This is a genomic window from Gammaproteobacteria bacterium (assembly GCA_021648145.1).
GTDB lineage: Bacteria > Pseudomonadota > Gammaproteobacteria > JAADGQ01 > JAADGQ01 > S141-38.
This window is the reverse complement of record JAKITI010000010.1, coordinates 1-18,936: the sequence shown is the minus strand read 5'-3', so window position 1 is coordinate 18,936 and position 18,936 is coordinate 1. Positions and strand designations below refer to the sequence as shown.

The 18,936-nt window shown below is 42.9% G+C and carries 17 protein-coding genes and 2 tRNA genes; 14 read left to right on the top strand and 5 right to left on the bottom strand.

The features are described from left to right. Positions 1–166: 166 nt before the first annotated feature. The 5 genes from hisS to L3J70_07710 all read left to right on the top strand — a co-directional run bounded on the left by hisS (position 167) and on the right by L3J70_07710 (position 7,587). Positions 167–1,426 carry a histidine--tRNA ligase gene (gene hisS / locus L3J70_07730; protein ID MCF6236245.1) on the top strand — a complete coding sequence of 420 codons (1,260 nt, stop codon included), beginning with the start codon at positions 167–169 and terminating at the stop codon, positions 1,424–1,426. 36 nt (positions 1,427–1,462) lie between these two features. Further along, complete coding sequence (locus L3J70_07725; GenBank protein MCF6236244.1) at positions 1,463–2,101, top strand: tetratricopeptide repeat protein; 639 nt, start codon at positions 1,463–1,465, stop codon at positions 2,099–2,101. Beyond that, positions 2,098–3,252: an outer membrane protein assembly factor BamB gene (bamB, locus tag L3J70_07720; GenBank protein ID MCF6236243.1), complete on the top strand. Its 1,155-nt coding sequence runs from the start codon at positions 2,098–2,100 to the stop codon at positions 3,250–3,252. Before L3J70_07725 ends, bamB begins: the two co-directional genes overlap by 4 nt. An 88-nt stretch (positions 3,253–3,340) precedes the next feature. After that, positions 3,341–4,768: a ribosome biogenesis GTPase Der gene (gene der, locus L3J70_07715; protein ID MCF6236242.1), complete on the top strand. Its 1,428-nt coding sequence runs from the start codon at positions 3,341–3,343 to the stop codon at positions 4,766–4,768. Between the two features lie 2 nt (positions 4,769–4,770). Beyond that, positions 4,771–7,587 (top strand): trypsin-like peptidase domain-containing protein, encoded by a 2,817-nt coding sequence (locus L3J70_07710; protein ID MCF6236241.1) that lies wholly within the window; start codon positions 4,771–4,773, stop codon positions 7,585–7,587. Positions 7,588–7,593: 6 nt separating this feature from the next. On the opposite strand, the gene L3J70_07705 is transcribed toward L3J70_07710, so the two are convergent. Then, complete coding sequence (locus L3J70_07705; protein ID MCF6236240.1) at positions 7,594–8,268, bottom strand: metallophosphoesterase; 675 nt, start codon at positions 8,266–8,268, stop codon at positions 7,594–7,596. A 120-nt stretch (positions 8,269–8,388) separates the two neighbouring features. Here L3J70_07705 and L3J70_07700 point away from each other — a divergent pair, with 120 nt between their 5' ends. From L3J70_07700 to L3J70_07690, 3 genes are read left to right on the top strand one after another with little or no spacing between them, the layout of a single operon-like run. Continuing rightward, complete coding sequence (locus tag L3J70_07700; protein ID MCF6236239.1) at positions 8,389–9,240, top strand: ATPase; 852 nt, start codon at positions 8,389–8,391, stop codon at positions 9,238–9,240. A 1-nt stretch (position 9,241) separates the two neighbouring features. Beyond that, complete coding sequence (locus L3J70_07695; protein MCF6236238.1) at positions 9,242–10,285, top strand: homoserine O-succinyltransferase; 1,044 nt, start codon at positions 9,242–9,244, stop codon at positions 10,283–10,285. Positions 10,286–10,343: 58 nt separating this feature from the next. Further along, on the top strand, positions 10,344–11,141 hold the full coding sequence (locus L3J70_07690) for a M48 family metallopeptidase (protein ID MCF6236237.1): 798 nt from the start codon (positions 10,344–10,346) through the stop codon (positions 11,139–11,141). 39 nt (positions 11,142–11,180) lie between these two features. Here the strand turns inward: L3J70_07690 and L3J70_07685 are convergent, their stop codons facing one another. The 3 genes from L3J70_07685 to L3J70_07675 are packed head-to-tail and all read right to left on the bottom strand — an operon-like array spanning position 11,181 to position 14,446. Continuing rightward, complete coding sequence (locus L3J70_07685; GenBank protein ID MCF6236236.1) at positions 11,181–12,275, bottom strand: glycosyltransferase; 1,095 nt, start codon at positions 12,273–12,275, stop codon at positions 11,181–11,183. Further along, a complete protein-coding gene (gene pyrE / locus L3J70_07680; GenBank protein MCF6236235.1) occupies positions 12,272–12,913 on the bottom strand; it encodes an orotate phosphoribosyltransferase in 642 nt (213 codons plus the stop codon). Before pyrE ends, L3J70_07685 begins: the two co-directional genes overlap by 4 nt. A 57-nt stretch (positions 12,914–12,970) precedes the next feature. Continuing rightward, a complete protein-coding gene (locus L3J70_07675) occupies positions 12,971–14,446 on the bottom strand; it encodes a M48 family metalloprotease (protein MCF6236234.1) in 1,476 nt (491 codons plus the stop codon). Positions 14,447–14,555: 109 nt separating this feature from the next. Between L3J70_07675 and fabA the strand changes: the two genes are divergently transcribed. The 6 genes from fabA to L3J70_07645 all read left to right on the top strand — a co-directional run bounded on the left by fabA (position 14,556) and on the right by L3J70_07645 (position 18,329). Next, on the top strand, positions 14,556–15,065 hold the full coding sequence (fabA, locus tag L3J70_07670) for a 3-hydroxyacyl-[acyl-carrier-protein] dehydratase FabA (GenBank protein MCF6236233.1): 510 nt from the start codon (positions 14,556–14,558) through the stop codon (positions 15,063–15,065). A gap of 27 nt (positions 15,066–15,092) precedes the next feature. Beyond that, positions 15,093–16,310 (top strand): beta-ketoacyl-ACP synthase I, encoded by a 1,218-nt coding sequence (gene fabB / locus L3J70_07665; protein ID MCF6236232.1) that lies wholly within the window; start codon positions 15,093–15,095, stop codon positions 16,308–16,310. Between the two features lie 12 nt (positions 16,311–16,322). Next, a complete protein-coding gene (gene birA, locus L3J70_07660; GenBank protein MCF6236231.1) occupies positions 16,323–17,297 on the top strand; it encodes a bifunctional biotin--[acetyl-CoA-carboxylase] ligase/biotin operon repressor BirA in 975 nt (324 codons plus the stop codon). An 18-nt stretch (positions 17,298–17,315) separates the two neighbouring features. Further along, positions 17,316–18,080, top strand: a complete 765-nt coding sequence (locus L3J70_07655; protein ID MCF6236230.1) for an SPOR domain-containing protein — start codon at positions 17,316–17,318, stop codon at positions 18,078–18,080. Positions 18,081–18,142: 62 nt separating this feature from the next. Beyond that, positions 18,143–18,218 (top strand) — tRNA-Thr (locus L3J70_07650). Between the two features lie 24 nt (positions 18,219–18,242). Then, a tRNA-Leu gene (locus tag L3J70_07645) sits at positions 18,243–18,329 on the top strand. Positions 18,330–18,813: 484 nt separating this feature from the next. On the opposite strand, the gene L3J70_07640 is transcribed toward L3J70_07645, so the two are convergent. Then, on the bottom strand, positions 18,814–18,936 hold a 123-nt coding region (locus tag L3J70_07640), incomplete at its 5' end, for a transposase (protein MCF6236229.1).

Sequence of the window (18,936 nt, the reverse complement as noted above, 5' to 3'; positions counted from 1 at the left end):
TGAGTAATTGGTGGTTGTAAGAACGATATCATGCATTTCGTCCGCGCCTCTTTCGTGTAACTTCGTGTCGCACGGCTCATTTCATATTTGGACAAGACTGCTTCTATTCTCAGACAGCCTCCTAGGGTATAATTCAGAATTTTTTGGCTCACGAATTTTAAGGTTTATGTCAAAGACGGTTCAAGCTGTGCGTGGAATGCACGATATTTTGCCTGCTCAAACACCGAGTTGGCAACGTTTAGAAAAGTCTATGCGGCGTATACTTTGTGCTTACTCGTATGACGAAATTCGCTTTCCTATTCTTGAAAAAACAGACCTGTTCAAGCGCACCATCGGTGAAGTGACTGACATTGTAGAGAAAGAGATGTATACCTTTGATGATCGTAATGGAGATAGTCTGACATTGCGGCCTGAAGGGACAGCAGGTTGTGTGCGTGCCTGTCTGGAGAATGGTTTGCTGCACAATGAAGTACGACGGTTGTGGTATATGGGGCCGATGTTTCGTTATGAGCGGCCACAGAAAGGGCGGTATCGCCAGTTTTATCAAATTGGTGTTGAAACATTTGGTATGCATGGCCCCGATATTGATGCTGAATTGATTATGATGACAGCGCGTTTGTGGCGTGAATTGGGTTTGAATGACCTGGAATTACAAATTAATTCATTAGGGACATCGACCTCGCGAAACAGATATCGTGACTACTTAGTAACTTACTTTAAAGATCATTTAGATCAACTGGATGATGATAGCTTACGACGCTTGGAGTCAAACCCGTTACGTATTCTCGATAGTAAAAATCGAGAGATGCAAAGCTTAATAGAAGCGGCTCCTAAATTATCTGATTTTCTTGATAGTGAATCAACTTTGCACTTTGATCAGTTAAAAGAGTTTTTAAATGGTGCTGGAATTAGTTATACAGTGAATCCACGTCTGGTTCGAGGGCTGGACTATTATGGGAAAACAGTTTTTGAATGGGTCACGACTCGTTTAGGAGCGCAAGGTACCGTGTGTGCGGGCGGACGCTATGATGGGCTGGTTGAGCAACTCGGTGGTAAAGCAACACCCGCCGTTGGTTTTGCCATGGGTATAGAGCGTTTGATCGCTTTGCTTGAAGAGTCTGGCCAAACAAAGATAGCCTCTGTGGATGTCTACATGGTATTGATGGGAGATGGCGCAACTAAGCAAGGACTATTAATCGCAGAACAGTTGAGAGATGCCTCGCCCCGCCTTACATTAAGAGTGAATTGTGGGGGAGGTAGTTTTAAAAGACAATTTAAAAAAGCGGATAAATGCGGAGCACGCATTGCATTGGTTTTGGGTGATGATGAGATTGAGAAAAGGGTTGTTGGGCTGAAATACCTGCGAGAAGATCGTCCTCAACGAACGATTAAATGGTCTGAGTTAAACCCTGATGTTTTTAATTAAAAACATATTTTAAGTTATTGAATTTGGAGAAGAGTCGTGAGTAACGAAACTGAGCAAGAGCAAGTTGAAGCAATCAAAAGATGGTGGAACGAAAACGGTACGGCCATTATTTTTGGACTTGCCATCGGTGTGGCTGCACTTGTTGGCTGGAATATGTGGTCGGATCATAGCCGCAATCAACAAGAGTCTGCATCAATGGCTTACCAGCAATTGATGACGACGCTGGCTGAAGAAGAGAATGATATCGTACTTGAACGTGTAGAACGTTTGAAAAGTGATTATGCCGATTCACCCTATGCGATATTGGCAGCCATGGCAGCGGCTAAAGCTAACGTAAATAAAAATGATCTTGAGGCGGCTCAAATACAACTGCAATGGGCATTAGATCGTAGTGATGATATTGGCATGCAACACCTTGTTCGGTTGCGTCTGGCACGCTTACTTATTGCTACTGATAAAAATGAAGATGCATTGCTGCTGCTTGAGAAGGTCAGTAATACTGAAAGCTTTACAGCGGACTATGATGAGTTGAAGGGTGACATCTATATTGCGACAGGAAAAATTGAATTAGCACGTACGGCCTACAAAAAAGCACTTGCAGAAGGTGAAAGTTTATCGAGCAGTCCATTTTTACAGATGAAACTGGATGATTTAGGGTCAGGAGATAACTCTTGATAGTCAGCGGTCAAGTAAAACGATGCTGTATCACTGTTTTATTAGTGCTATTGCTGAGTGCATGTAGTTCCAATAAAAGTCGTGTTGATCCTCCTGCTGAACTCACTCCGTTTGACCCTGTTGTTCAGCTTGAGGTGATGTGGGTTCACAAGGATGGAGAGATTGCGACAACCACAGACCCATTAACATTGCGGGTGGCTGATGGACATATCTATTTTGGTGACGGTGAAGGACGTGTCATAGCACTTGATCAAAACAGTGGTGAAAAGCTATGGAGTGTTAATACCGGTGTAGAGCTCTCGGCAGGTGTCGGTTATTCAGATGATCTTTTATTATTAGGATCACATCATGGAGAGTTGTTGGCGCTCAATAGAAACAACGGGGAAGAAGTTTGGCGAAGCATGTTGTCGAGTGAAGTGTTATCGCCTCCTGTTGAATCGAAAGGGCAGGTATTCACTCGTACAAGTGATAGTAAACTATTTGCTTTGGACGCTGCGAATGGTAAGCAGCATTGGGCGATCAGTCAAAAAGTACCCGTATTGTCATTGCGTGGTGAGAGTCCGCTGCTTGTCGATGAAGCCAATGTATATGCCGGTTTTGCTAATGGTAAAATGCTTGCAGTGTCTCAAAAAGATGGGGAAATTCTATGGGAGGCAACGATCGCGATTCCAGAGGGGCGGTCAGAGTTGGAACGTATGGTCGATATTGATAGTGCTCCGCTGCTGGGTTCAGAAGTCATTTATGTTGCAACCTTTCAAGGCCGTGTGGCGGCGGTCGGTCAGTTCAGCGGTGCAGTTCTTTGGGCACATAATATCTCTACTTTTAAAAATATGGCGATCAATGAGACGCAGCTTTTTATCACTGATGAACAAAGCCATCTGTGGGCATTGAGTCAAAGAGGAGGAGCTTCATTATGGCGACAGGAAAAGTTACATGGCCGTCAATTAAGTGCCCCCGTTATTTTGGATGATTATGTTGTTGTCTCGGATTACGAAGGTTACATACACTTGTTGTCACAAAAGGAAGGATCCTTTTTTTCTCGTTACCGGGTTGATAAGTCAGGTATTTTCGGTGACCCTGTTGTGGCTGATGGAGTGCTTTATATCGTTGGCAAGAGTGGTACGCTCACTGCATTGCGTTTAGCTGATTAAACGGAAATTATTATGTTCAATAACTACACTTTATTTCTGAAAAAATGATTCATATTAACTTTTCACATTTTATGACATTGCTGAGTATATGAACCCTGTTTTTGCCTTGGTCGGCCGCCCTAATGTGGGTAAATCAACACTTTTTAATCGTTTAACCCGCACACGTGATGCATTGGTGGCAAACCAGCCTGGTCTGACACGCGACCGTATTTACGGGAAAGGACGTTTGGGAGATCGCCCTTATTCTGTCATTGATACAGGTGGCCTCTCAGAAAAAAACAGGGGGATTGATGTTGTCATGGCCGAGCAATCCTGGATGGCTGCTGAGGAGGCGGATGCTGTTTTTTTTCTGGTGGATGGTCGAGAAGGGCTTTCCACCATTGATGAGGTGCTGGCTGAACGGTTACGTTGTTTAAGTAAACCGCTGTTTTTGGTTGTCAATAAAACTGAAAGGCTCAACGACGATATTGTATCAGCTGAATTTCAAGCGCTTGGCCTGGGTGAATCTATCGCAATTTCATCAGCACATGGCGAGGGTGTTCAAGATCTTCTTGATGAAGTGTTTAAACTCTTTCCTGAAGAAGAGGGTGATGATAATAAAGTCGATCGTGGCATTAAGCTAGGAATTATTGGTCGCCCGAATGTGGGTAAATCAACCTTGGTTAATCGTATGCTGGGCGAAGATCGCGTGGTGGTTTACGACAAACCTGGTACAACACGAGACAGTATTTTTATTCCGTTTGTACGTGGTGAGCAAAAATATACCTTGATTGATACCGCAGGGGTGCGAAGGCGCAGTAAAGTGAATGATATGCTGGAAAAATTCAGCGTCATCAAAACACTTAAAGCCATTGAAGAATCTAATGTGGTCATATTGGTTCTGGATGCACATAAAGAGGTGAGTGATCAGGATGCCCGGTTGCTTGGTTATGTGCTGGAAAGTGGTCGTGCATTGATTATTGCTGTTAATAAGTGGGATGGCCTGAGTTCTGAAAAGCGTAAAGAGATCAAACGAATGCTGGACTTTAAACTGTCATTTGTTGGTTTTGCCAGAATTCATTTTATTTCAGCACTGCATGGTACGGGGGTCGGTGATCTGTTCAAGTTTGCACAAAAAGCATATCGCTCAGCAATGATCAAGGTGCCGACACCACGTTTAACGCAAATTCTCGAAGATGTGGTTGATCAAAATCAACCGCCACTGGTTCATGGTCGACGTATAAAGCTGCGTTATGCGCATCAAGGCGGAAAAAATCCACCTCTGTTTATTGTGCATGGCAACCAGACAAAATCACTACCGGATTCTTACAAACGCTTTTTGGAGAACACATTTACGAAAGTGTTAAGACTGGAAGGCACTCCGGTTCGTTTTCAGTTCAAAAGCAGTAAAAACCCTTATGCCAGTGATTCTGATAAAAAACCTAATTTGGTGACACCCAGACAAAAAAGAAAGAGTCGTTCAAATTCTGAAAAAAATGTCAGAACAAAGCTAAATCGAAAAAAATCAGGACGTTAATAATGAATACATCAAACCGGCTCAGCCAGGTTTTTCTGGGAATTTTTGCGTTCTTGTTTTGTGTCAATACTTTCGCAGTCGATAAAGTAAGTTGGGAGACGATCGTTGATCGGGTTTCAGAATCTGTGATCTCATTGAAGGTGGACAGTGCGCGCCCCTTTGACACCAGCAGGAACAGCTCTCAACAGGCCACCGGATTTGTTGTTGATGCTAAACGTGGCATTATTTTAACGAATCGCCATGTGGTTCAACCTGGTCCCGTGATGGCGGTGGGGATGTTTTTGAATCACGAAGAGGTGGATTTGAAACCCATTTACCGAGATCCTGTGCATGATTTTGGTTTTTTTCAATACGATCCAGCAGAGCTTTCATTTAATAATCCTGTTGAGCTAAAACTCAATCCTGATGCTGCAGTTGTTGGTAAAGATATACGTGTCATCGGTAATGATGGGGGAGAACACTTATCGATTCTTTCAGGAACATTGGCACGTCTTGATCGCCGAGCACCTAATTATGGCCAAGGCAGCTATAACGACTTTAATACTTTTTATATGCAGGCCGCTTCCAGCATCAGTGGCGGAGCGTCTGGCTCGCCTGTAGTGGATATGTCGGGGGATGTGATTGCATTGAGTGCAGGCGCTAATCTTAAAAATGCAGCGAGCTTTTTTTTACCGCTTGATCGAATCACAAGAGCTTTGAAATTAATTCAAGCTGACCAGCCAGTGAGTAGAGGCACATTGCAAACAATATTTTGGCACCAACCTTATGAAGAGCTGCGTCGATTAGGGTTGAGTCATGAATCTGAAACATTGGTTCGTGATGCTCACCCAAAAGGTATTGGAATGCTGGTTGTAAATCAGGTGATCAGAAAGGGGGTCGCTGATGGCTTGTTTATGCCGGGTGATATCCTCCTGAAAGCTAATGGCCAGTTAATGACGAGCTTTCCACCTTTAGCCGAACTGCTGGATAATTCTGTCGGTGATCAGGTTGTATTTGATATTGAACGCGCCGGAACGTTATTGAGCGTGACTTTAAAAGTAGCTGACTTACATGCGATAACCCCAGCGTCCTATATTACATTTGGGGGTGGCTTGCTGCATGATCTCTCATATCAGCAAGCACGTAACTATCATGTTCCTGTTGAAGGTGTTTATATCGCAAGTTCAGGTTATGTTCTGGGTAATGAATCTGTTGTGCGCGGTGTCGTGATCACCTCTATGAATGATCAACCCATTCGAAATTTAGATGATCTAAAAGCCGTGCTTGCAACGTTGGCGGATGGCGATCAAGCCTCAATACGTTTTTTTAATTTAGGTAATCCCAATCATGAAATGGTGGCGGTGATTTCCATGGATCGTCGCTGGTTTCCTGTAAAAGCATGTGAACGTGATGATAAATCAGGCTATTGGCCTTGTAGAGCATTAGCAGAAGGCCCCAAAGTGAGGCCATTAAAGCCTGCTTCAACACAGTTTACCGAGGTGGATGACCCCAAAGCGAGAGCGATTGCACCTTCATTAGCTATTGTGACGTTCGAAATGCCATTTCGGATAGATGGTGTCCGCGACTCTCGTTATATTGGCACAGGTGTTGTGCTGGACGCGACAAAAGGGCTCATTGTTGTTGATCAAAATACAGTGCCCACTTTTTTAGGCAATGTAAATATTACATTTGCAGGCTCTTTGGAAGTGCCTGGAAAAGTTGAATTTGTTCATCCTTTTCATAATATGGCGGTTGTCTCATATGACCCTGCCTTAATTGGCGATACGCCTGTTAAAAGTGCTGAGTTTGTTAATCAACCATTAAAGCAGGGGGATCGGGTGTGGCAAGTGGGTTTGAAGGGCAATCATCAACTAACGGTTCAAAGTACAACAATCCGGTCGGTTGATGCGGCGATTTTTCCAGTGCCTTCTGTGCCTTGGTTTCGTGATACAAATATTGAGGTTGCAGCGCTTACAAACAGTGTCAATAGCGTGGGTGCTGTATTGGCCAATGAAGATGGAAAAATTATTGCGCTATGGGCAAATTTTGCTTATCAGACGGGTAAAAAAATCAATAGCGTGATGCGTGGTATTCCTTCTGAGTTGGTGATGGAACTTATTGATGTGGTGAGTCAATCACCTGCATCAAAAGTGCGCTCGTTAGAAGTTGAGCTTTATCTGTTGCCTCTTTCAGAAGCTCGCAAGCGTGGGTTGCCTAACGAATGGGTAACCATGCTGGAAGCGCACAATACTGCGCGTAGAGAGGTGCTACTGATTACACGCTTGGTTGCCGGTTCACCTGCCGCTGGGCTTTTGACTGAAGGGGATCTGTTGCTCGCACTCAATGGTACACCTGTGACTAATTTTCGTGACGTTGAGAAAGCGGTCAGAGATAAAGAAATAATTGATGTCACTATATTGCGCCGAGGAAAAGAGCAGATATTAAAGGTGCCCACTGTTTCATTAAGTGGAATGGGCACTGATCGTGTGGTGGGTTGGTCAGGCGCATTACTTCAGGCTCCGCACCGATCTATTGCAGCGCAGCGAGGATATGACGCAGACGGAGTGTATATTGCCTGGACGTGGTGGGGAAGCCCTGCAAATCATTTTGGTTTGGCTGGGAGTTTGCGCATTCTTAATGTTGATGGTGTCGCTGTACCGGATCTTGATGCCTTTTTGTCTGTGGTACAAACAAAAAAGCATCGTGACTCAGTTCGTTTGAAGGTTGTTGATCTGAATGGGCGGGAGAATATAGTGACATTGAAGCTGGACTTAAATTATTGGCCCACATATGAATTGAAGTGGACTCAGGAAGACGGTTGGAGACGATACACTCTTTAACCTTAATTATTTATTGATCGCTAATATTGAGAGCTTACCATTTTTTTTGTAGGCTCCAGTATCCATGAAATGCATATTTTTAATCATCTTGGGCTCATCGACAATAGTGTGCCCACAATAAACTTTTGTAATACCATCAATGGATTTACTGAGTATACTGGTCGATCTGATACGGCTCCATAAAGCAATTTCACGTACTTTTTTATCACCAGTTTTTAATCTGGACACGAAGCTTCCCCAGTTCATTCTGGATGGAACATCCGCATGTACGATTCCTACAACTCCGTTCTGGGTTTCTATTTCAATCACAACAGGTAGTTTATATAACGCACGTTGAAATTGGTATCGCATTTTTTGATCTGCTTGTAGCCACCACTCACCGCCATTATCAAGCATTAAACGCAGCATCTTTTCATCATTGAATGACTGTAAAAGCATATCTTCATGATTGCCTAGAACAGGGTGGAACCAGGGTTGGTCAAACCACTGGAGTGCTGCAGGAGAGTTAGCGCCCCGATCAACTAAATCACCGACAGAGAATACTCGATCAAATCGGGTGTTAAATTTTAGCGCGCGCAACCCCTCAACAAGTTGGACAAACTCACCGTGAATGTCGCCCACCACATAATCTGTTCCAATCAAATTTTTTTCGAAGCGTTTTATGGCCGGATTGTTATTCATCTTATTCCGTTACAATGTTTTTCGGTTGCATGAGGGAGTGTGATACCATTTCCCTCATATACTTAGTCTTAAAGGTATTATCGGTTACTTGTCTCAAGAAGTTATAAAGGTTTTGGTTTAATGAGAATGTCTGCAAAAACATTCATGGAGTGGACGGATAAACGAATCACTCTGCTAGGGATGTCGGGGGTAGGTAAAACACGCCTGTCAAGTAAACTGCCTAATGACCACTGGTTTCATTTTTCAGGGGATTATCGCATTGGTACTAAGTATTTGGAAGAGCCTATATTAGATAATATTAAACGTCAGGCGATGGAAGTGCCTTTTTTGCGCGACTTGTTGCGCTCAGACTCTATCTATATTTGTAACAATATTACAGTTGAAAATCTTGCGCCAGTCTCTACATTTCTTGGTAAATTGGGTAATCCTGAAAAGGGTGGGCTGACTCTTGCTGAATTTAAACGTCGGCAGAAATTGCATCGGCAGGCAGAAATTTTTTCCATGCTGGATGTTCCTGATTTTATCTGTAAAGCCAAAGAGATTTATGGCTATGACTGCTTTTTGAATGACGCGGGAGGCAGTGTGTGTGAATTGGATAATGAAAGTGTTCTGGAATCATTGGCAGAAAATACACTTATTCTTTATCTCAGAACAGATAAAACATTAGAACACTTGCTAATTGAGCGCGCCAAAAAATCTCCGAAGCCACTCTATTATCGAGAAGCATTTCTGGATGAGCAACTTCCAGTGTATATGGAGCAGTATGGCTACATCCATGAAAGTGAAATTCCTCCTGATGAATTTGTAAACTGGATTTTTCCCAAACTGTTTCAATCACGACTGCCGCGCTACCAGAATATTGCCGACCGCTATGGTTACACCGTTGATGTTGCTGAGGTGGCTCAAGTGACAAGTGAGGCTGATTTTTTAGAAATGGTGGCTCAAACCATCGCACGTCAGGAATCAAAATAACATGGCTCTTGTTGCACATTCAGGGCTGCCAACCTATACACGGTTGCGTCAGGAAGGGCATCAAGTCATTTCATATGAAGTGGCTCAGCATCAAGACATTCGAGAGTTACATATCGGCTTTTTAAATATGATGCCAGATGCGGCATTAGAAGCGACTGAGCGCCAATTTTTTCGCCTAATTGGGTCATGTAATCAAATTGTACAATTCTATATTCATCCCTTTAGCATTGATGGTGTGCCACGAGGCGAAAAAGGGCGAGTGCATATTGATAAATATTATGAGAGCTTTTCCAAGATTCAAGAGCAAGGGCTGGATGCTTTAATTATCAGTGGTGCAAATGTCACGCAACCTAAATTGGAGCAGGAAGATTTTTGGGAGCCTTTAACCGAAGTCTTTAATTGGGCACAAAAAAATGTTGCTTCAATTCTTTGCTCTTGTCTGGCAACACATGCTTTAGTTCAGTATGAATATGGTATTCAACGTACTCGTTTACCCCAGAAGAAATGGGGTGTTTTTTCGCATAGGGTGATTGAGCGTTGGCATCCATTAGTCAGCAATATCAATACGCGGCTGAATCTTCCTCATTCACGTTACAATGAAATTTTCAGCGATGATTTTGAGAAAGCGGGGTTGCGTGTTCTGATTAAAAGTGATGACGCAGGTGTACATCTGGCGGTCAGTGAAGATTTTATTAGTGTAGTCTATCTTCAAGGGCACCCTGAGTACGATATGATCAGTCTGCTTAAAGAGTACAAAAGGGAGTGTGTGCTGTTTTTTTCAGGCATGCGGGAAGAGTACCCTGTTTATCCAGAAAATTATTTCACACCAGAGGCGAAGGATATTCTTGTGAGGTATGAAAATTTACTTGTCTCTGCAAAAAATAGTGGGCAAGTAGCACCTGAATTCCCTGAAGCAGAGATTATTCCATGCCTTGATAATACCTGGCGAGATTCAGCCAAAGCTGTAATCAATAACTGGTTAGGAAAGGTGTATCAAATTACAAATCAGGAACATCAAATTATCTTGAAAAATAATCAAGACTAAAGGGCGTTCACAGGTTATTATATTGAGCTGTCCGTGTAGAGAGCAAGGGTTATTGGCTGTGGCTAAAGTAACAATAAAAATCATAAAAATTTCTTTTACAGGGGTGTTGTGCGGGGTTGTTTTTGGTTGTACAACGGTCGCGGAAACGGGGCGTTCGCAGCTTCTTTTGGTCAGTCCGTCGCAAGAGATTCAGATGGGTTTGAGTGAGTTTGAAAAACAAAAGGCCTCAACACCGATTTCAAAAGATGCTGCAAAAAACAGTATGATTCAGGCGGTTGGAAAACGTATTTCCGCTGTCGCAGAGTTGCCAAATGCACAGTGGGAGTTTGTATTGTTTGATTCACCTGATGTGCCCAATGCCTACTGCTTGCCAGGTGGCAAAGTCGGTATTTACAGTGGCATATTACCTATCACTCTGAATGAGGTCGGCATGGCCACGGTGATTGCTCATGAAGTGGCTCATGCTGTGGCTCGTCATGGGGCAGAGCGTGTTTCTCAGGGGTTGGTGTTGCAATTGGGAGGGCAAATACTTCAAACAGCGATGCAAACGCAGTCTGCTGCAACGCAAGGGTTAATCATGAGTGCTTATGGCGTGAGTTCCAAAGTAGGGGTGGCATTGCCTCATTCACGTAAACAAGAGCTGGAAGCAGATCAGATGGGGCTGATTTATATGGCTAGAGCGGGTTATGATCCTCGTGAAGCGGTAAAGTTTTGGCAGCGTTTTCGTGATTTTAATTATAAAAATGGTCAGAGCCAACCTGAGTTTTTGAGCACACATCCACTGGATGAAAATCGCATATCACAAATTCAGTCGTTAATGCCACAAGCGATGGCAGAGTATGAAAAGTACAAATAATTTGTGAATTTATCTTACATTCCATGGCGAAGCAGAGAGTTATGCTTTTCCGACCCTACCAAAAAAAATCGAGCTATAAAACCAAATAAGTGCCAGAAGTGTGGTGGGAATGACTCCAAATGGTGATGTAATAATGGGAGCCAACCATTTGTCATAAAAATTGAGTATGGGGTGATGGATACTATGGGGCTCTATGTTTTTTTTTCGATTATTTTTACAGTCGAAAATAAAGGCAAGTTGCCATGCATTATCTGCGATATATTGGCCTGTTTTATACCAATAGATAGCCGCTTTTTTTAAGCCTTGTTCAAACGTTTTTTGGTGTGCAATGATAAAAAAGGGCTTGAGGTCGAGTCGCTTTGTATGGTTTTGGCTTTTATAAGCATTTGCAGCGGCACCAAAAAAACTTGTCATTCCTATGGTATCAAAATTACAAAGTAGGGCATTTAATATTTGGCGTGGTTTGAATCCTTCGCTTTCAAATCGTCGTGCAGATGTTTCTAGCGAGCCTGGGAGTGTAATCCAGTGGCCGGTTTTAAAAATGATCCGTGCAAGTCGGGCATCTTCCATATAAGGGAGGGTTTCGTTAAACCCTCCTGTTTTTTTAAAATAAGTGCGTGATAGCCACATGCCTTGATCACCATTGATGCAATCCAGGCGGTTGAGGCTGGTTTTCGCTTCAAAAAAATAATATGCGCCAATTGTAGTTGAAGATTCATGCTGAGTGCGTATGAACTTTAAAGGAAAGTGACCTGCGGTATTATTGGGGAAACTTTTTTTGCGGTGTTGCTTCATACAAACATATGCTCGCGCCAATAGGTCATTGTCTGTAATCACAGAGTCTGCATGAAGGAATAGCAACTCTTCTCCGTACGACTTATGCGCAGCCGCATTCATTTGGCGGGATCGACCACTTGGAGTTTTGATCGCTCGAAGTGGAAATGGAAAGGTTTGTTGTTTGCACCATTGCAATGTTTCATCATGGCTGCCGCCGTCTGCGACGACAACTTCAAATGTTATTCCTTTTTGCTTTGCGAGTGATTTAATTAAATAAGGTAACGTCTTTATCTCATTTAATGTTGGGATAATGATTGAAACTGTAAAAGTGCCTTGCTGTGAATTTAGGATGCTCAAATACCATATTGTTTTTGGTAGTTACAAATATTTTTCAAGGCTTGTTTCATTTCAGATTGGGCAGATAGATATTCAATCAGGTCGCTGAGATTAATAATATTGGCGACTTTGATGTTGAAGCTCTTTTCAACTTCCTGAATCGCTGAGGTGTCGCCTTGGCCGCGTTCCTGACGGTCCAGTGCGATGATCACACCAGCAGTTTGAGCATTTGCCGCACTAATAATATCAACAGATTCACGCACTGAAGTACCGGCTGAAATGACATCATCAATAATTAATACCTTTTTTGCGAGTGGTGCGCCCACAATTGTGCCCCCTTCACCATGGTTTTTGGCTTCTTTTCGGTTAAACGAATAAGCGATGTCTTTGTGGTGATAGTCTGCAAGTGCACAGGCTGTAGTGACCGCGAGAGGAATGCCTTTGTAGGCAGGGCCAAAAAGCTGGTCATAATCAATGTTTGAATCTTCAATAGCAGCAGCATAGTAACGACCTAAACGTGCGATGGCTGCTCCGCTGTCGAACAGGCCACTGTTGAAAAAGTAAGGGCTGATACGGCCAGACTTGAGTTCAAATTGACCAAAACAGAGCACTTTTGTGCTAATCGCAAAATCAATGAACTCTTTTTTGTAATCTTGCATGAGGGTAGCTTGTTTCCTGAACTTGGTAATCAATTAAGTCGTATTTTATCGCATTTATTAATGCTCTTTGTGTTCTTTTTCGATTTTCACCTCTTTTTTCAACTCTTTCAAGCGGTTTTCGATACGAAGGCGTTGATAGATATCAGCTGTTGAGGTGAGTTTGAATGCGATTTCAAGGTGTCTGATTGATTCTAGGGTCTCTCCACTCAGGTGAAAAAAAGTTGCGAGTGATTGGTGAGCCTCTGTTAAAAGTCCAGTTTCGCTTTCAGCGCGTGCAAGTAATTTATAAATGAGAGGGTCGTTGGGGTGTCGTTTTGCGTGTTCGTATAAAATTTTGCGTGCTTGTTTACTTTGGCCTGATTGCAGTAGCACCTTGCTATAATAAATAGTCAGAGGGTGGTTGTGAGGAGAAAAATCAAGAGCTGTTTTGTATATTTGAAGTGCTTTGTTGGTTTTCTTTTCTATATTCTCGGTCTGTGCAAGTGCTATGAGGTAACTGATGCGATGCGGCTCTTTTTCTATTAATTTTTTGAGTTCGGCACGCGAATCAGTGTATTGACCATTAGACCGTAGTGCCAGGGCGTACCCATAGTGATTTTCATCTGTTGGTTTCTCTTTTAGCGCTGCCTGGAAGTAGTCGATTGCTTGTTTGGGGTCAGCATGAGTCACGATATAGAGTTTGTTGCGCATCGTAGCGTACATGTGGCTCTTGTTTTTAGTTATTTTAGGGTATTGCACTGCGCGGTTACGTGAATCTGTAATACGATCAAGTGTGACTGGGTGTGTCTGCAGGAATGCTGGCGCACTGTTTTCGTAATAACGGCTGGCTTGATGCAGTCGTTCAAAAAATAGAGGCATACTGCGTGGATCAAATCCCGCGCGTGCCAATAGAGGCATCCCGACACGGTCGGCCTCTTTTTCATGCACTCGAGTAAAATTTATCTGTGCTTGTGCCTGGCCCGCGATGGTGGACATTAATACGGCTTGGCTTGCTTGGCCATCCTGGCTGCTAAGCGCAATCGCTGCAATAATGGCAGCGACAGTAGCAAGGTTCATTTGGCCTCTTTTTTCCAAAGATCGTATTAGGTGACGCTGCGTGATGTGAGCAATTTCATGCGCGAGTACTGCGGCAAGCTCACTTTCAGATTGTGTGGCTAATAATAATCCTGAATTGATTCCTATGTAACCGCCAGGGGCGGCAAAGGCATTAATGCTGGGATCTTCGATGATGAAGAACGTATATTTTTCTGTGGGAGAATCACTGTTTGCAACCAACTGATAACCGAGCATGTTAATATATTCGCTGATTTCTGGATCATCAATTATTTTGATTGAACGGCGTAAATGGCGCATAAATGACTCCCCGATTTTACGTTCTTCCTGGGGTGTCATGATATTATTTGCACTCAATCCAATATCGGGTAGGTCAATGGAGTTTGCATAGGCTGTATTCTGCGAGCAAAAAATAACAAGTAGCAGGTAAAGTATCCATTGTGTTTTGTAGGCTATTAAAGGCAAAATAATAGGTTCCATGGTGTTCGGCAAGTTTAAAGTGAGTATGATAGACTTCGGCGCTAAAATTATTATGATGTGTGAAATTATTAAATTCTACATTTTCCTCTTAATTAATTGACATAAGACAATGGAAAAACAAGAAAGTTATACATACGAAGAATTATTGCAATGTGGACGAGGTGAGATTTTTGGTCCTGGCAACGCACTATTGCCTGCGCCTCCTATGTTGATGCTTGATCGCATTATTAAGGTCTCGGAAAGTGGCGGTGAGCATGGTAAAGGTGAGTTGATAGCAGAGCTCGATATAAAGCCAGACTTATGGTTTTTTGATTGTCATTTTCCCGGAGATCCTGTCATGCCAGGATGTTTAGGATTGGATGCAATGTGGCAGCTGGTCGGTTTCTACCTCGGTTGGAAAGGGGGTCTTGGACGTGGGCGCGCTTTGGGTTCGGGTGAAGTGAAATTTACTGGGCAGGTGAAACCCGAGAATAAATTAGTGACCTATAAAATTAACATAAAGCGTGTAATTATGCGCAGATTGGTTATGGGCGTCGCTGATGCTGAAATGGAAGTGGATGGAAGTGTGATTTATACTGCAAAAGATCTTCGTGTAGGTCTGTTTACGTCTACAGAATAAAAAGTCTAAATTTAAGAGGAATTCCTAGTGAAGCGCGTAGTAATTACCGGTTTAGGTGTTGTTTCTAGTATTGGCAATAATAAACAAGAGGTGACAGAGTCGCTGAAAGCGGGGCGTTCTGGTATTGAATTTTGCCAGGAATATGCTGATCTGGGTTTTCGTTCTCATGTTCATGGTTCATTGAATTGTGACACGAAAGCTTTAATTGATCGTAAAATACTACGCTTTATGGGGGATGCTGCTGCGTATAACTACATTGCTATGCGGCAGGCTATCGAAGATGCTGGGTTGTCTGAAGAGCAGGTTTCAAATCCGCGTACGGGCTTGATCATGGGTTCTGGTGGTGCTTCTCACGCCAATATTGTTGCAGCCGCCGATATCCTGCGTAGTAAGGGTGTTCGTCGCATTGGCCCCTACATGGTAACTAAAACCATGGGTAGCACTACTTCAGCCACTCTGGCCACAGCCTTTAAAATCAAGGGCGTAAATTACTCCATTAGTTCGGCCTGCTCTACCAGCGCCCATTGTATTGGCAATGCGATGGAGCAGATCCAACTTGGCAAGCAAGACTTGGTTTTTGCCGGAGGCGGTGAAGAGTTGGGCTGGGAAGGCTCCATGATGTTCGATGCTATGGGGGCACTCTCTTCCAAGTATAATGATAATCCTGAATCAGCCTCACGTGCCTATGATGCTGATCGTGATGGCTTTGTTATTTCTGGTGGCGGTGGTACTTTGGTGGTTGAGGAGCTTGAGCACGCTAAGCGTCGTGGCGCTAAAATATATGCAGAATTAGTCGGCTATGGTGCGACTTCTGATGGCTACGATATGGTGCAACCTTCGGGCGAAGGGGCGGTGCGCTGCATGGCACAAGCACTGGCTACTGTTGACGGTTCGATTGACTACATTAATGCCCACGGTACAAGTACGCCTGCAGGTGATATCCGAGAGCTGGAGGCTATTAAAGCACAATTTGGCGATAAAACACCTGCGGTTTCTTCCACAAAATCTTTGACAGGTCACTCCTTGGGTGCGGCAGGTGTCAATGAAGCCATCTATAGTTTATTGATGATGGAGAATAATTTTATTGCGGCTTCAGCTAACATCAAAAACCTGGATGAAGGAGCAGCAGGTATTAATGTGGTACGGGTGCGTATCAATAATGCAAATTTAAATACGGTATTGTCAAACAGCTTTGGTTTCGGTGGAACCAATGCAAGTTTGGTGTTTCAGCGCTATAAAGATTAATTATATTATTTTATGCGGCTTCGGCTTCTGTCTATTTTATCTGATGGCTCTTTTCACTCGGGTGAGGCATTGGGTGAAGCTTTAGGTATAAGTCGCGCTGCGGTATGGAAACATTTAAAAATACTGACTCAGTGTTGGGGGGTTCATTTTTATGCTGTGCCAGGGAAGGGTTATCGTCTTGAGAACCCTATAGAATTATTAGACCAAAAGCGTATTATGGTTGGGGTTTGCCCTGACTTACGCCTTTTCCTTTCTTCTGTTGAAATACATTCTGAAATTGATTCCACAAATAGCTACTTAATGTTGCAGGTGCAGCAAGAGTCCATTGAAAGTGGTTCGGTTTGCTTGGCTGAATTTCAAAGTGCGGGTCGAGGTCGGCGTGGTCGTCAATGGATATCACCGTTTGCATCTAATCTATACTTATCTTTGTATTGGCAGTTTTCACTCAGTCCGGTACAGTTGGGTGGTCTAAGTTTAGCCATTGCTGTCGCTGTGGCTGATGCTTTGCGGTCAGTCGGGTTGAAAGGTATTTCGGTTAAGTGGCCCAATGATATTTTATGGAAAGAGAGGAAGTTAGCCGGTATATTATTGGAAGTCACAGGAGAGGTGGTTGGTGTCAGCGATGTTGTGATTGGGGTGGGTCTGAATATACGGATGCCTGAACATTCTGCGGATGAAATAGATCAAGCATGGGTTGATCTGGAAACAGCTCTGGGTAAAACGGTGTCACGTAATCAACTTGCTTCGATTTTATTAGAAAAATTGATAGAAACGGTTTTGTTGTATCAAAGCTCTGGTTTGTCATCTTTTTTGGAGCGTTGGAGATCTATGGATATGATGAATGGCTCTGCAGCTGTGTTGAATATATATGACAAGAATATTTATGGTATATCACGAGGTGTGGATGAGACGGGCGCATTAGTCTTTGAATCAGAGGGTAAAACTGGTTTTTATCAAAGTGGTGAAGTGAGTTTAAGAACTTGTTGATTGGTCTCTAGAGGTTATATGAAGCGGTTATTTTTAGTTTTATTAGTGATAAATGTGCTGTTTTTTTTGTGGTGGCAACTTGGTACTTCTGATGATCAGGTGATGAGACAGTCTCAGACTATCAGTGATAGCACTCAAAGCTTGGTGCTTTTGAGTGAAGCAGATAAAGCCAAGGCCAGTCAGCAAGGTGAAATCAATCAAGAGAGTAGTAAAAGCAGTGAAACGGCCTCAGACACAATCACTTCAAAAATAAAAGAGGTTGTTATTTATTCTGATACTTCCCTGCCTGTTAATAATGATGTATTGGTCGCTGATCAAAATATGTGTTACAAACTGGGGCCTTTTGCAGAGAAAAATAAAGCAAAAAAAGTGATGAATGAATTGATGTACTTGGGAATTAAAGTGAATCAACGTACTATTAGTGAGCCTGTTCATATCGGTTACCGCGTATATATTCCACCTTTGCCTTCTAAAGCAGAAGCGCGTGAGATGTTGCAAGGGCTAAAAATGCAAAATATCAATGATAGCGCTATTATTCGTCAAGGCGAATATGAAAATGCCATTTCTCTCGGGGTGTTTTCAATACAGAGTGGTGCAAAGAGGCATCAGAAAGCGATGACTCAAAAGGGGTTCAGTGTGAAAATAGCAGATCGTTACCGTGATAGCGATCAATACTGGCTCAATGCTTATGATATCGATAAAACAGATCGTTTGTCACCTGAATGGGCACGCCTCTTTAAAAAATCCCCAGAAATTAAAAAACAAGTCATAAACTGTAAATAAAGTATTGCTTTTAAGATAGAGAGCAAATAGAATGCGCATTCTCTTCGGGGAAGCTTAAATAAGCTGGCGTAGCTCAGTTGGTAGAGCAGCTGATTTGTAATCAGCCGGTCGTAAGTTCGATTCTTATCGCCAGCTCCATTTTTTTGCATGTAAATGTTTGATGCCGAGGTGGCGGAACTGGTAGACGCGCCGGATTCAAAATCCGGTTCCCACGCGGGAGTGAGAGTTCGATTCTCTCTCTCGGCACCATTAATATTATAAAGAGACACAGACCAATCCCCTTTCAAAATATGTTAAAATTTCAGTTACACTCTCTATTGATATTGTTGAAAGAAATCATTATATAGCACAAATCAAAATATAATAATACCTAAATCCCGTATCCACCCAGGGCAATCGGGCTTAAATTTACAAACTATCAATGAGTTATGAGCTTGACATTTACAATAAACCAGAACTTATATCAAGTTTTGGAGAATTATGGTCAGAATTAGTTGGAAATATAACCAAATGCAGACATTATTTCATGCCTCAACATGTAACTCATTGATTTTAAATTTATTTAACCCCGATTGCCCTGCGTATCCACCCTCCCAGCCAGAAGGCTACAAACACCTTGAGTTGTGAATATCTTATCCTGCGCCCACTTGCAATAATAATTTCCTAATACGCTCCACATCCGTTTTAACGTACATTCTGGTTGTTCGAATATCTGTGTGCCCTAAAAGAGGGTCTATGCCAGATCGAGTGGAGAGGAGAATTTCAGTTTTCCACATAAAAAGTAGATCATATTAATGAAGTTTTCAATATTTCGATAGCCTCTAGCCCTCCTTTTGGCTGCCTGAATCTTGCTGTT